The organism is Pantoea sp. X-Soil-OKNW-713, assembly GCF_059730685.1.
Window position 1 is genome coordinate 3,828,446 of sequence record NZ_AP035995.1, and the last position, 14,077, is coordinate 3,842,522.

The 14,077-nt window shown below is 48.6% G+C and carries 9 protein-coding genes; 3 read left to right on the plus strand and 6 right to left on the minus strand.

Annotated features, from left to right (window positions below; translation table 11 throughout):
* The first annotated feature begins 103 nt into the window (after positions 1–103).
* From AC6I8R_RS17790 to AC6I8R_RS17800, 3 genes are all read left to right on the plus strand, one after another.
* On the plus strand, positions 104–3,013 hold the full coding sequence (locus AC6I8R_RS17790; RefSeq protein ID WP_497832660.1) for an NERD domain-containing protein: 2,910 nt from the start codon (positions 104–106) through the stop codon (positions 3,011–3,013).
* Positions 3,006–4,418: a tetratricopeptide repeat protein gene (locus tag AC6I8R_RS17795; RefSeq protein WP_497832661.1), complete on the plus strand. Its 1,413-nt coding sequence runs from the start codon at positions 3,006–3,008 to the stop codon at positions 4,416–4,418. Before AC6I8R_RS17790 ends, AC6I8R_RS17795 begins: the two co-directional genes overlap by 8 nt.
* Positions 4,419–4,496: 78 nt before the next feature.
* Positions 4,497–5,048: a hypothetical protein gene (locus tag AC6I8R_RS17800; RefSeq protein WP_497832662.1), complete on the plus strand. Its 552-nt coding sequence runs from the start codon at positions 4,497–4,499 to the stop codon at positions 5,046–5,048.
* A 194-nt stretch (positions 5,049–5,242) separates the two neighbouring features.
* Here the strand turns inward: AC6I8R_RS17800 and AC6I8R_RS17805 are convergent, their stop codons facing one another.
* The 6 genes from AC6I8R_RS17805 to tssH form a co-directional block, all read right to left on the minus strand.
* Positions 5,243–6,541 (minus strand): tyrosine-type recombinase/integrase, encoded by a 1,299-nt coding sequence (locus tag AC6I8R_RS17805; RefSeq protein ID WP_497832663.1) that lies wholly within the window; start codon positions 6,539–6,541, stop codon positions 5,243–5,245.
* A gap of 256 nt (positions 6,542–6,797) precedes the next feature.
* Entirely contained in the window at positions 6,798–7,841 is a 1,044-nt protein-coding gene (locus AC6I8R_RS17810) for a VasL domain-containing protein (protein ID WP_497832664.1), read from the minus strand.
* Positions 7,842–7,859: 18 nt separating this feature from the next.
* On the minus strand, positions 7,860–10,223 hold the full coding sequence (locus tag AC6I8R_RS17815) for a T6SS phospholipase effector Tle1-like catalytic domain-containing protein (protein ID WP_497832665.1): 2,364 nt from the start codon (positions 10,221–10,223) through the stop codon (positions 7,860–7,862).
* Complete coding sequence (tli1a, locus tag AC6I8R_RS17820; RefSeq protein WP_497832771.1) at positions 10,211–10,690, minus strand: Tli1a family immunity protein; 480 nt, start codon at positions 10,688–10,690, stop codon at positions 10,211–10,213. The genes AC6I8R_RS17815 and tli1a (AC6I8R_RS17820) overlap by 13 nt, the downstream gene beginning before the upstream one ends.
* 35 nt (positions 10,691–10,725) lie before the next feature.
* The gene (tli1a, locus tag AC6I8R_RS17825) at positions 10,726–11,205 is read right to left on the minus strand and encodes a Tli1a family immunity protein (protein WP_497832772.1); all 480 of its coding nucleotides are present in this window, start codon (positions 11,203–11,205) and stop codon (positions 10,726–10,728) included.
* A 148-nt stretch (positions 11,206–11,353) separates the two neighbouring features.
* Positions 11,354–13,978 (minus strand): type VI secretion system ATPase TssH, encoded by a 2,625-nt coding sequence (tssH, locus tag AC6I8R_RS17830; protein ID WP_497832666.1) that lies wholly within the window; start codon positions 13,976–13,978, stop codon positions 11,354–11,356.
* Between the last annotated feature and the right edge of the window lie 99 nt (positions 13,979–14,077).

Below are 14,077 nucleotides of genomic sequence, written 5' to 3' on the forward strand. Positions count from 1 at the left end.
AATAGATGTACTCCTAAAATTAGGGGGTACATTTATCTGGATGGTGACGGACGTTAGGTGTAGTGTTACCTTTTTGTTCATTGACTCACATCGACGTTGCCTTATGACATTTAAAGCTTGGCATACTAAACCTTTCGAACATACCCACGAAAACATTGCCTTCAACCAGTTACATGATACGTTACGCCATCACTGGCTACATCGAGAGGAAGCATTGCACCTTCTGGGGAATGTTTACGTGGATGGATGTGAGATAGATGCCATTATCATCAAGCGCAACGCGTTGATAATAATCGACTTTAAAGATTATGGTGGTGAAGTAAAGTTTTCGGAGAACGGGCGCTGGCTTATAGATGGTATTAAAGTCCGTGGTGGAAACCAAAATAACCCCTATTTGCAAATCAGAAAGAATAAATATCAATTATTAAATTATCTAAATCAACGTGTTCATTTTGATCACTCACACAATCTCGGTCATATAGCAGGGTTATGCCTCTTCCAGCAAAAAATAAATTTTGATGCGAGTCAACTTCCCCCTGGAATTAGTCGCTGGTTTCATATCACTGATTTTTCCGGCGCGTTCCGTTTTAGTAATGCAATTGTCAGTCCTGAAATAAATCTTTCAGATGAAGAAATCAAATCAATCCTGGCTGTACTGGACCTACAATCTTGGCATCCAGACGATATTCCCAAGGAAATAAGCTTTCCGGATTATAGCTCTAGAGTAAGGAGCCCGGCTCAGCTTAATAGCGAACAAAATCAGGCATTAGTTTTAGTTAAAGAGTGGTTAGAGAACCCTAACGTTCCTGTTTTTGCTCTATCAGGCGCATATGGGACTGGTATGAGTAAAGTGCTTGAAGCACTACTGACACAAATACCAGCTTCAATTCGACCACAGTGCTTCCTTGCACCCAATGCTCGTATTGCAAAACTGCATGCTAATGATAACATTGAGGTTACCAGCATTTATAGTTGGCTTTATAGCCATACTCCTGATGGATTAGTTAATGATACACCTCATTATCCAGTAAGCTGTGATTATGCCGAAGAAATCAGTCAATCAGGGCAGTCTTTCCTGGTTATATTCGATGCACATCTTTTGGGAAATGAGTATTTCATTTCGGAAACCGCACTGTACGGCAGTGGCTACTTACTCGCTGATTTACTGCTTGCTCTAAAAGGAGAAAAATCAGGTGTAGAATCTCGACCATTACCAAAAATCCTTTTATTGGGCGATCCCTATCAACTGCGCCGTGGAGCCAGAGATAAAAGCCTTCTTGAAGGTCAAATCTTTAAAGAACTAAAAATTCAATGTGGTTTTTATGAGTTAAAATCTCAGGATTTAGACAAAACAATCTCAGCTGAACAACTTAACTTCCAACGCGAGTTAGTCGGCCAGCTATCCGCTCAGAAATTCATCCAATTACCCATATGCACACATCAGGTATTTCGCACAATCACCAGAGGTGAACAGACTGCCCAGATTGCAGAAGCCCTTCTCTCTCACCATTATCATAGTATCTATCTCTGTGCAACTCACGAACGGGCGCAGTCGGTAAATTTTGGCATACGTAATAAATACCTACAGGCAAGAGCATCGGGCCATCTAATTATTGGAGACCGTGTCGAAATCTACAATAACACGATAAATTGTTCGCGAGATGAAAATGAAATATCGAAAGACGATAGGCTTCATGCCGGCGTGTTTGCGACTGTAAAAAAACCTGCTAATGATTTTTTCACTAAAACTATTCAACTTCAAGGCAGAGATAATCCAACAGTTGTTGAATTCGCAAAAGTAACGCTTGAGGTTGGCGCCAACTGGTTTAATATACTTTATCTACCTGAATTTTTGATTAATATTAAACCCGAAGTCTCATCTGACACTCTTTTGGCGCTTCGTATCTGGGCCCGAGAAGAGGCGGATAGTGAGTTAGGTGCCGAGAAAGCAGCCTTAAAAGTACTAAAAGAAAATGCTAAATCTTATAAAAATGCTCTAAATAATTACAATGAAAAAAAACGCCAACTCTCAATTGATACAATTTCCGCATTGGAAGAAAAGGAACTCGCAAGACTGGCTCTGGCTGACAAACGTTACAAAGAAGCATCTAAGGTTTATCAAATCAGACATAATAATTTGATTCTCAACAGCCAATTTACCTACGCAGCTCGTCTTCGTTATGCATGGGCATTAACTGTTCATCGCGCTCAGTCACACGCACCTTTTCAGCGAGTTATTCTGGATGCCAGCGTGGCCCATGATACCGATAATCCCGCTACTGACAGTTATTATCGCTGGATTTACACAGCCAGTACTCGAACTGTGTGTGAAATGGATATACTTCGCTATCCCATACTCACTCCGTTATCAAAAACTCAATGGCATTTCTCTTCTGCCAAAATAATCCCACTGGTGGTCAAGAAACGTTTCCACTTTAATTCAGATAGGTTATTGTCCAATATTGATGCTGGAATAGCACTTCCTGAAGGTTTCAATTCTTCAACACCTGAATTATATTCTTTATTGATTGAGGTAAAAAAGGCCATTAATCCTGTTGGCTGGCATGTAATATCAGTGGCGCAGCATAACTACAAGGAGCGGTATGTGGTTCAGAGGGAGTCTTGGGAAGTGGAAATGGAGTTTAACTATAACGGTAAGTTTGAAGTCAGCTTGGGTAAATTCCAAGTAACTAAAGGTGAAGCTCATCTTGAGAATGAATTAGAAAACCTGTTCAAAAAACCAGTGGTCTGGCGAAATCAAACGATTCATTCGGCCATGATTCACTTTGAAAATGAAATCACTGCAAAGGGATGGCGTATAATTGATGCTGAGGAAAAACCCTATAAAGCATTTGTTATTGTTGAACATTCTATTGGAAAAGTAAAATTAGATATTAACATACCTTCTGAAAGTACAGTTTCACGTAAAGGAATCATCAGTAGCATTCATTTGGTTCAGGCAGATTCCGAAGCGACATACACACAGTTTAAGGTGGACTTTATTGATGTCTGAAAAACTATATCAGCAAATCAACCGCCTAAGGAAAAGTGGTGATATTAGTGCTGCATGGGATATTGGCTGTACGGCAGTACAAAATAACACTCAGGATATTCGTCTAAAATCTTCCTTTTTCTGGGTGTGCTTCGATTATCTGAAAGAGGTACAAGGGCTAATTAAGTCTCGAACGACCTCCGGAAAACTGGATGCTAAACCCTCCTCACGAGAAGCAGAACGCATAGATTTTCTATTAGACTGGATAATCTGGCTGCAGCTTCCAGATTCGGGGTTTGAATATCGTAGTTTGCTTCTCATATTTCAACAGAACATGGAACAATTTCCGAAACTGTTGCTACTGCTGACCAAGCATGCAAAAACATTATTTAGCATCGAGGATAAAATACCCTTTATCAGTGAAAAAGGTGAGTCCCCTAGTCTAATGCTGAAGTTTACGCGTAAACTAGCTAAGTGCTGGATAAGCCAAGAGGAAACCCGTCGATTACCGTTGGATGATCTTCTTGATTTGATAGCATTAACTCGACGCGAAGTGAAAGATAAACAACAATTGATATGGCTTGATTATGATGAGTCTCGTTGTCTCATAGCTGCCAGACGTTATGAAGAAGCAAGAAAAAGAGTATTGCCGGTACTTCGTAAAAAACAGAACGAAGCATGGGCTTGGGGAGCTCTGGCAGCAACCTACCGCCAGGATGATCCCAAAGCGGCTATTTCTCTTTTCGCCAAGGCCCTAAGTTGTGCTCATGATGACACGTTGGCACTACCGACGTTGAAAGGGTTTGCTACTCTACTGGCTGCTGAAGGATTTTATAATGAAGCGTCCGCATGTGTCCTGCGAGCTATAAATTGCTATGTAAAGAATGGCTGGCAGATTAAAAGTGATCTGGAAAAATTTCTCATTCAATCTTGGTATAAAGCGAACACGGACGTGTCTACATTACATCCTTTTCTAAAGGAACATTCACAGACATCAAGCGATTATCTGTTTGGTGAGCGGATTCAGAAGTTGGCTATTGTACAAAACATCCACCCTGGTGATCGGGGATTTCATGTCTGGCTTAACCGCAAACAAGCCCTCTCCGTTCGAATGAGTATTTGGAAAGAAAAAGAACCACCAAAACCAGGCGATTATGTATTAGTTACTATTGCTCAAGAAGAGCTTTCCGTGTTAGCGATTACATCTACTATGGCGCAACCTCTGACAGATTCCGGTGAATATGAAGATGTTCTCCGTGTCACAGAAAAAGGGTTTGCTTTTGTAGGCGATACTTTTGTTCCAAAAAATTTAATCTCAGATGGTTTAGATGGCCATAGGGTCCAGGTTCTTAGAATCATTGAACTGGATAAGACCAAAAATCGTTATGGTTGGCGGGCGTTACGAATTTCGTTGGCCATCAATTAATTCACTGTAACATATACCTTTCTAACTGAATGAAAGGCTGATATTTAAAAAACCATTAACCGACTTACTGAGAAGCTCATGATTATAAAATATAACCCTCCATCTCTTTCGGATTTAAGAATTTTTGATGTTAATCTAACCCCAGAAACCATTAAAAACACGAGGGTTTATTTCCGAACATTTAAATTAAACAAAACACTATATGATAAAACATTCAACTTCTATAATACGCATGGCTTCCTTTGGAAGTCTGTTTATAATGGCATGTGGGATAAGATTCAAATTCAAGGTCACGAAATAATTATAGAACAGCACTATGGTTTAAACTTTTCTTTAGTCAAAAGGAAAAGTGAAAGCTTAGAATTTGAATATACATTAAATATTCACCACGAGAAGCACTCTCCTGAAAATTCAAGGCTTAGATTTCATTGCAATGAGATGCAAAAAGAAGTAGTAAAGCGACTTAAAGAAAGAGGCAATAACTACTACAATTGCCATCGTCTCATTTCTAATTTAATCAACAACCACCAAGATGACATTATAGAAGTTGAGGTTTGGGATAGTTATCAAAGATGTGAAGATTTTTACTATGAACAAATGTTAAACACACCTTTAATATCACGTCGTTAAATTGCTAAAAACAATATGGCCCGAAGCTGCGTAATAGATTTTTTAGGGGTTTGAAAGGACTCTTCAACACTGACTTGACAGATCAAGTGTCAGAATACTCACAGAATTATTACGCAGAAAGAGTTCAAATTCCTTACAACCTGACAGATACTGATAACACTAACCAATAACTGTCAGGTCTGATCTTATACAAGTTAGCGGAAAAGATTGACAACATTGCTGTTATAATTTTCACCTTTATTGACACGCCGCTCCCACAACTCCAGCGCTTTACGCTTCTCGCTAAGATAATCATAACGGTCATAGTGCTTTGAACTGACATCCTGCAATGCATGGTTTTGAATACGGTCGCGCAGCTCTTTCGAGACACCGATTTCCCCCATAAGCGTTTTACAGGTCCTCCTCAAATCTCTCGCAACAAATACCGAATGATCAGGAAAATGCTCGCGATAATAGATAATTGCCTGCGCAAAACTGTCAGTCCGAAGATGCTTACCTGCATCCAACCTCTGCGGGAAGATAAACAGGCTATCGTTAACATTTTCTAGCTTCAGCCTTTCCAGAATTTCGACCGCTGAATCCGTTAACGGAACCAGATGGTCACGCTTATTCTTTGATACATCAGCGACGATCAACAGCGTTTTTTCTTCCCAGTTCACGGCATCCCACCGACTGGAAGCCAGTTCATGCGGGCGCTGACCACCAGCGTAAACACATAAATTAAGCAGCAAACTCACCGTGCTCCCGACGCTGGGCGTTTTGGGAAAGTCACCCATCAGCTGTTGCAGTTCATTCAATTTAAGCCAGTTGGTTCCCGCTTTCTCTGCAGCGGACTGTTTAGGGATGACGCTTACCGGGTTCATCTCAAGTCCAAACATCACGTTCTGCTGGTGGTTGGCCGGATCGTTGTCCGCTTTGAGCCCATAGTTGAACGCCGCCATCAGATAAGAGCGGACACGGTTAGCTTCAACGCTCGCCCCGCGCTGAATAATGGCAGACAAAATCTGTTTGATATGTAGCGGTGTGACTTCGTTAGCTTTGGTATCTTTGGCGATAAAGGAATAGGTTTCCTTTTCCAGACGGTACAACACCTGCTGCCATGTCCGCTTTCCATCTTCCCGCATTTTGTTGGTGTAACCCTGAATAAGCTGCTCGATGCTGCCCTTTAACTGTTCGGCACGTTTTTGCTTTTCCAGCGCGATTTCCTGTTCAGCCTTTTCGACCTTAGGGTTCTTCCCTTCCTTCAGCGTACCGGCATAACCTTTCGCAAGCTGACGAGCCTGAGCTAACGACATTTCAGGGTAACGACCCAACTGAATAAAGTGGCGCTTAGCATCCCAGTAGTAGCGATAGTAGAAAACTCGCTGCCCGGATGGCTCAACTTTAACGCCCAGACGCCCTGCTCCGCGCTCACCACTCTTGTCCCAAACCTGATAAGCCGAGTCGCGAGCTTTAAGACCGCGCACCATTGAGTCCGTTAGATTGTCTGCCAAGAGAGAGTCCTTACGAGAATTATATTGCTGTTTTCTGGGTGATGTAGCAGGTGACGTAAGGATGATACTGAAAGGAAGATCCCGGAACAACATGAAACGAAGAAATCAACATAACCTTCTGTTTTATAGCATTTAATAAGCGAACATGGTTTAAGATGAAAAACGATGGAACAAGCTATTCATATGACTCATAATCGCTTGGTCGCTGGTTCAAACCCAGCAGGGGCCACCAAACTCAAACTATCTATCACCAACATCAGCTTCCCTTCTCCTCCCGCAGCAACTGATACCGATACTCCAACTGCCTCAGCAATATTTCGATCTGAACCTGTTCACCGCTCTGATTCCCTTCGTCTTCAGCGTAACGCCGTAGCTGCTCCTCAACTGGAGGGTGCTGATTAAATGCCTGCATCACTGAAAATATGCTGGATTTCAATTCACTTACCGTCAGGTATTTGCCGCGCGTTTTATCCAGACGGTTAAGTTGCTCTGTCAATTGCTGTAACTCAGCCATTCCTTGCTGCCAGCTCTGTAAGCGCTCAAACGGAATAGCTTCTTTTACCCTACGTTGTTGTTCCATGTGCGCCTGTTGTTGCATTTGCTCATATCTGAACCAGACAACACTGCCCAATACCATCGCCCCAGCCAGTAGCGCACAACAGGCACCGCTGACGAAAGGCTTTAACATTGAAGCTGACGATCCCACTGTAGGCTGAATGACATAGACTTTCGGAGTCGGCGGTTCGGAGAGTGGCTGCGGCATATTTACCGCGCCCTCCTTAAGATGCGCGATCGCAGACTTTATCTGCTCGTACAGAGCGCCTGTCTGACCTGCATCTCTCATGCCATAGCCTGTGAGCGTATCACGGAGTGACTGGAGCAATGCTTCACTACGGTACAATCCCGTTAACTCATCCTGATGCTGAAACATACAGCAACGCAGAAAGTTCTGGAGCCGACGTACCAGGGTACTAATGATATCCATGCGCGCCGACATGGCCTGCGGCCACAGTACCGCCCACTGGCGTGCAATCAGCGCCTCGAGGATACTCAACCCTTCGTTCAAGCCATGCACCCCAGCCGTGTGTATGCGCGCCAGGGTGTACCAGGAGGCGCTTTGCAACTCCACGCCATTCAACTCAAACAATGCGAGACAGAGCTTCTCGACATGTCGCCAGTCCACATCAGGCCGGGCAGGATGAGAAAGTTTGCCTATCTCATCACGCAACGTGACGTATTCGCTGAAGGTACGCGGGTCTCCACCGGTCTGGATTGGTTGGGGAGGTAGTTCGCTCATCATCCGTTGATTATCCTTTGGTTATGCGATTGCTGACTGTGCCTTTTCACGCCATCCTTCCTGAAGGGCGCTTTTCACCTGGGCCAGATGCTGTTCACTGTTGATCGCTCTCTGTTGTGCCACCACCACACCGGGTTCCCGGGTGAACTGACGCAGACTGGCAGACTCCGCCAGCAGCGGCACGGGCGCTCCGCTCTGCCGGTCCACTACCTCCACGTCGTACACGGCCAGAGCCGGGGGAATGTCCCTGTCGGATTTGACCCTGAAGCGGAGGAGAACTGGCTCATCCTGGGTGACCATCCCCGGTACCTTCCCGTCAACCACCAGCGCTGCCAGCGACTTGCTGCACTTGTCGCCAAAGTAAATCATCCGGTAGCGGAAGTAGCTGCCCCAGGGTTCACGACTGCCCAGACTGGCGTGGAGAAACCAGGCGCGCGAGTCATGCACCTGGTCATCAAACAACGCCATAAGCAACCCGTCAGCAGATTCAAGCAGCACCCGGTGTTTTTGCTCCCCTGCCGCTTTCATTCTGAGGTACTCCGTCTCCTCATCATCGCTGTTCAGCAGAAAGACCACCTGCTGCGTCTTATCCACCAACACCTCCATTGCGCTGTTCAGGCTGCGAAAGACTTTGTGATAATCCTCCGCAAATTCCTGTGCCGCCTCCCTTAACTGCGTCTGCGCCATATCCGGGTCGAAGTCTTTAATACCCGGCTCCGGGAGATAATTTTTCAGCTTTACCGATTTACGTCTTCTGCCCTCCACGGCAGCCTGGTCCTTATCCCGCTGGATTCTGGCCTGCCTGCGGACCTCCGGACTGGCCTGCGTGTCTGTGGCGCGCTGATAGAAAGGAGTCTGCAACAGCGTTTTCAGCGCATAACGGTTGATGCGCCAGCCGGTTATCCAGGCCATCTGTGCATCGGCGGCCACTTCCAGGCAGACCGGGGCCTGAGTGGGCTGGTAATCAGCGGCCTGAAGATCATCAGGGGTGTCGGGGGTGGGGAGGTTAAGGGTGCGTTCGCGCCAGGCGTTAAAGCGGTCGACTAAGATTGTATCAACATCAAAATCAGAAAGAACGTCAACACCCATTATTCTCCAATTCTGTAACTCTAAACTTTGTATCTGTATTTTATCAGGTACTTTTAACGGTGCTCCCGCTTTAAATGCCTCTGCATATAAATCGTTTAATACAATCTGTGAAAGCAGAAGGCTGTCATCGCTACCGTTAGCTTTACCCTGGTCCCCCCGTGGATAGCCGCCCCCCACATCAGAATGCATGCCCGGATAAATCACCTCGACACTGTTCGCCGGGTATTTCCCGTTGCCGCGCCGGATGGAATCCAGCGGAAAACACAGGCGCTGCTCATGGGAAGACACCAGATGCACACAGCGTTTAATCAGGCCGCCGTAGGTGGTCTCATCCGGCAGCTCCAGCGTGCCATCCGCCCACGACATATGCCCGTCAGCCAGAGGGACCATATGTGCCACTCCCACCGAAGCCACCGTGTCCAGCAGACCAAGAAACTCCACGCTGAGGGGAATTTTCATCCCCTCCACCGCCAGACACTGCTCGGGTCTGTCTTCGTCCGCTGCGGGAGGGGGCAGCAGTTCGCTGAGCCAGCTGACAAAGGCACGCGCTGCGGCGGCTCCCCGGGAAAAGCCGTAAATATACAGTCTGATACCCAGCAACTTCGGTTTGCCCGGCTCCGGCTGCTCCAGTGCGTTTTTCAGCCGGGCTTTCAGCGCCCGCAGCTGTCGGGTAAATTCCTCATAGCGGTTATGGCTGCCGCCAAAACCGAAGTGGGCCCAGCTGGTTTTCATATTTTCCAGCGCTGCGCGGCTTTCGCCATTGGTCATCCACAGCTCTGTCAGGGTAAACTTCAGCACATCAATAATACGCAACAGCGCCCAGTTAATCCGGTCCTCTCCATAGCTGGCGAATGCCAGCCCCCATGTGCTGTAATCCAGGTCATCAATTTCCGGGAACGGCGTGCCCACGCCGGGAATATAGAACTTGAAATAGTTCTCCGCCCCGATATCGAACAACTGCGCCTGTTGTGCACCGACACCGCCCGCATAACCGCTGCCGATGGCGGCACTGAACAGCCGGGCGATATTGGTCGGATGTGGCGGGTCAGACAGATACAGGTCGTTATTCAGGTTATTGCCGGTGCCGTCGAAAAACAGGCTGATATGCAGCGTTTTGCAGCAGGGAGGCTCCACCCGCCGTCCGGCAGCCAGACAGAGTTCCTGACGATACGCCCGCTCCCGGCTGTTCTGCTTTTTGCAGTTTTCGCCCACCAGCGTGGCAGCCGCCGGTAAACGGCCCTGCGCCGGAAATGCCGGGGGATACCAGGCCTGTGCTTTGTCGGTTATTTCGGACATACCTTCGGCTCCTCCATCCTTAAGGGTTCTTTGATCGGGTAGTTCGCATTACGCGGCGACCAGCAACTGGTGGTCACCTTAATCTCGTCGCAGGGCAGAAAATGGATGGTGATACCGCAGGTATCCTGACCGTTATAATCCGGCAGCGGCACCGTTTTGCTGTGCTGGCGTTTTTGCGCGTGGTTCTTTTTCGTCCAGGCCTGATATTTTTCCCAGTCAGCAAATCCGGGAAAATCATCAGAAGATCCAACCCCGCTCTCCCAGTCCACCCTCACCGTCATTCCCGGCTGCCATTTCTCCGGTACGCTAAAACAACAACCTCCCCCTCCACCCTGATACGGGCCAATAATATCGATGCCGGACTGACCATTAACACTGAAGCGATTAATCGCCCAGTGGGTGTGATTAATCGCTTTAATCACCCCGGCTCCGGCCTTTAACGGCACAAAGATCGACAAAAACGCCATGCCGGCTAAAAAAGCGGCACACGAAATACGACGGATTATTTCGGACATACCTTCGGCTCCTCCATCCTTAAGGGTTCTTTAATCGGGTAGTTCGCATTTCGCGGCGACCAGCAACTGGTGGTCACTTTAATTTCGTCGCAGGGCAGGAAATGGATGGTGATGCCGCAGGTATCCTGACCGTTATAATCCGGCAGCGGCACCGTTTTGCTGTGCTGGCGTTTTTGAGAATCAATATTTTTTTTCCACTCCAAATATCTTTGTCGATTCTGATAACCCGGAAAATCCATCGAAATACCCACCCCGGTCTCCCAGTCCACCCTCACCGTCATTCCCGGCTGCCATTTCTCCGGTACGCTAAAACAACAGCCTCCCCCGCCACCCTGATACGGGCCAATAATATCGATGCCGGACTGACCATTAACACTGAAGCGATTAATCGCCCAGTGGGTGTGATTAATCGCTTTAATCACACCGGCCCCGGCCTTTAACGGCATACAGATCGACAAAAACACCATGCCGGCTAAAAAAGCGGCACACGAAATACGACGGATTATTTCGGACATACCTTCGGCTCCTCCATCCTTAAGGGGTCTTTAATCAGTAGCGAGTATCACGCTGTTCAGCACAGGTATCGTTTTACGCAGCGGGTGAATGTAGCCATGCTTATCCACCAGCCACACCAACGCTCTGATCTTCCAAAGACAGCACAATGCCCTGCTCAATATCCCAGCCCAGCTTCAGGACGGTGGGTTTATGCCCGGCAGCGATCAGCGTCAGCAGTTGTTGGCTTAGTACCGGGAGAATCTGTTGGTTCAGCAGATTGTCGATATTACGTGCGCCGCTATCCGGCAGCAGGCAGGCGGAGGTGAGAGCGTCATACAGGTTTTCTTCAAGCCTGGTACAGACGCCATAATGTTGAGCCAGGCGTTGGCTGACCAGGTCCAACTTCATGGCAACGATGGTGCGCATCGCTGCCGGTGTGAGTGGCCGGTAGATCACCGTCTGGAAGCGTGCCAGCAGGGCAGGCTGAAAATGGTCACGCAGCAGTGGACGTAACCGTTCCTGTAGCTCAGCATCGCTGGTGTCGGGATGTTCCTCCAGGAGTTGCATCAGTGGGTCGCTGCCGAGATTGGAGGTCATCAGGATAACGGTATTGCGAAAATCGATCTCGCGACCTTCACCGTCGCGCATAACTCCGCGATCGAATACCTGATAAAACAGGTTCAACACATCAGGGTGCGCTTTTTCCACTTCATCCAGCAGCACCACGCTATAGGGACGCTTACGTACCGCTTCCGTCAGGATACCGCCCTGACCATAACCGACGTATCCCGGAGGTGAACCCTTAAGCTGACTGACAGTATGCGCTTCCTGATATTCGCTGAAGTTGAGGGTGATAAGCGAGCGCTGACCACCGTAAAGGGCATCCGCCAGCGCCCGGGCGGTTTCGGTTTTTCCGGATCCGCTGCTACCCACCAGCAGAAATACCCCTTGTGGGCCATTTTCCGCAGCGAGACCGGTTTTGGTTGCCCGCAACCGCTGTGCAATTGCATGCAGCGCGTGATCTTGTCCAACAATGCGCTGGGCCAGCACGTTGTCCAGCATCAGCAACTCACTCTGTTCATCTTTCATTAATGAGGAGAGCGGGATGCCAGTCCAGTCAGCGACGACATTCGCCACCGTGCGTGCGTCCACATCGAGCGCCAGCAGTGGTGCAGTCTGCTGAACCTTAATCAGCTCATCCTGTAGCGCGGCAATCTCCTGTTCGCGGGAAGGATCGCTGCGGCAAGCCAGCAGCTGTTCCGTTAGTTTTTTTTCCTGTTGATATCGCGTTTCCAGCACAGCCAGATCGTCATTATGCTGGCGGATAAGCTGCCGGGTCTCCGCCAGGCGGTTGTTGCCGTCATAATGGCCGACAGCACAATCCTCCAGCAATGCTTGTTGTTCGATCTCAAGCGCGACAATTTGCGCCCTGAGTCGTACCAGCGATTCCGGCACAGTGTCCAGGCTCATGCGTACCCGCGCACTGGCGGTGTCCAGCAGATCAACGGCTTTATCCGGCAGTTGGCGGCCCGTCAAATAACGCCGCGACAGGGCCACCGCAGCACGCACCGCCTCGTCTGAAATGTAGACGCCGTGGTGTTGTGCATAGCGGGGTTTCAGGCCGCGTAGCATCAGGCAAGCGGTTTCATCATCTGGCTCATCAACCTGCACGCGTTGAAAACGCCGTTCCAATGCTGCATCACGTTCGAAATATTGTTTGTATTCACCCCAGGTAGTGGCCGCGATAGTGCGGAGTTCCCCCCTTGCCAGTGCCGGTTTCAGCAGATTGGCAGCATCGACGCTACCCGCCGGATTGCCTGCACCGATCAGGGTATGGGCTTCATCAATAAACAGCAGCACCGGGCTGGTTGCCTGCTGTACTGCCGCAATGATATTTTTCAGCCGTTGTTCAAACTCACCTTTTACACCCGCCCCCGCCTGGAGCAGGCCCGGATCAAGAGTACGAACGCTAACTGACTTCAGGCTATCCGGTACGTTTCCCTGCACGATACGTAACGCCAGCCCCTCCACCAGCGCGGTTTTACCCACGCCAGGTTCCCCCACCAGAATCGGATTGTTTTTGCGTCGGCGGGCGAGGATATCCACCATCTGACGGATTTCATTGTCACGCCCGAATACCGGATCGATATGGCCAGCGCGGGCGCGGGCCGTAAGATCAAGGGTAAAACGATCCAGCACCGCCTGATGTGCATCGTGTTTTACACCGGGAACAGGCAATGCCGCTGTGGCACTAAAAATCTCAGGGGGTCTGACCCGCTCATCGGACTGTTCTTCAAGCAGTGGGCACAAGCGATCAAGCTGAGTTTTACCCAATGTCAGTAGCGGCCAGAGTTCATCACACACCAGCAGCGCTGGGGTATCCACGATCGCCATCAACACATGGAGCGTGCGAATCTGAGTGCTTTCATTTTCCAGCGAAGCACACAACCAGCTCTGCTTCAGCAATGTTTGCAAGCGAGCTGAAAGCGAGGGATTGCTGCGTACGGTACGAGGCAGAGTATCCAGATAACGCAACAAAGATTGCCAGATGGCATCCAAATCCCATGCATAACGGCGGGCGATCACCGTCAGATCACCTTCCCCTGCCTCCAGTAACTTCAGCAGCCAGTGTTCAGGCGTGATCTCTGCGTGGGCACGCGTCTGACATAAACAGGCCGCAGCCTCGAGGGCTCGCGCGCAGAAGGGATTGAGGCGCCGTAACAAAACGGCGGATTGATGTTCCATATCTCTTTCTCCAATTCAGGCACGCTACCGCCCCTGGCCGTAACCCATGCCCATCAGGTGTGAACTTCCGGTGTTGTTTGCCGAGCAGAATAAAAGCGG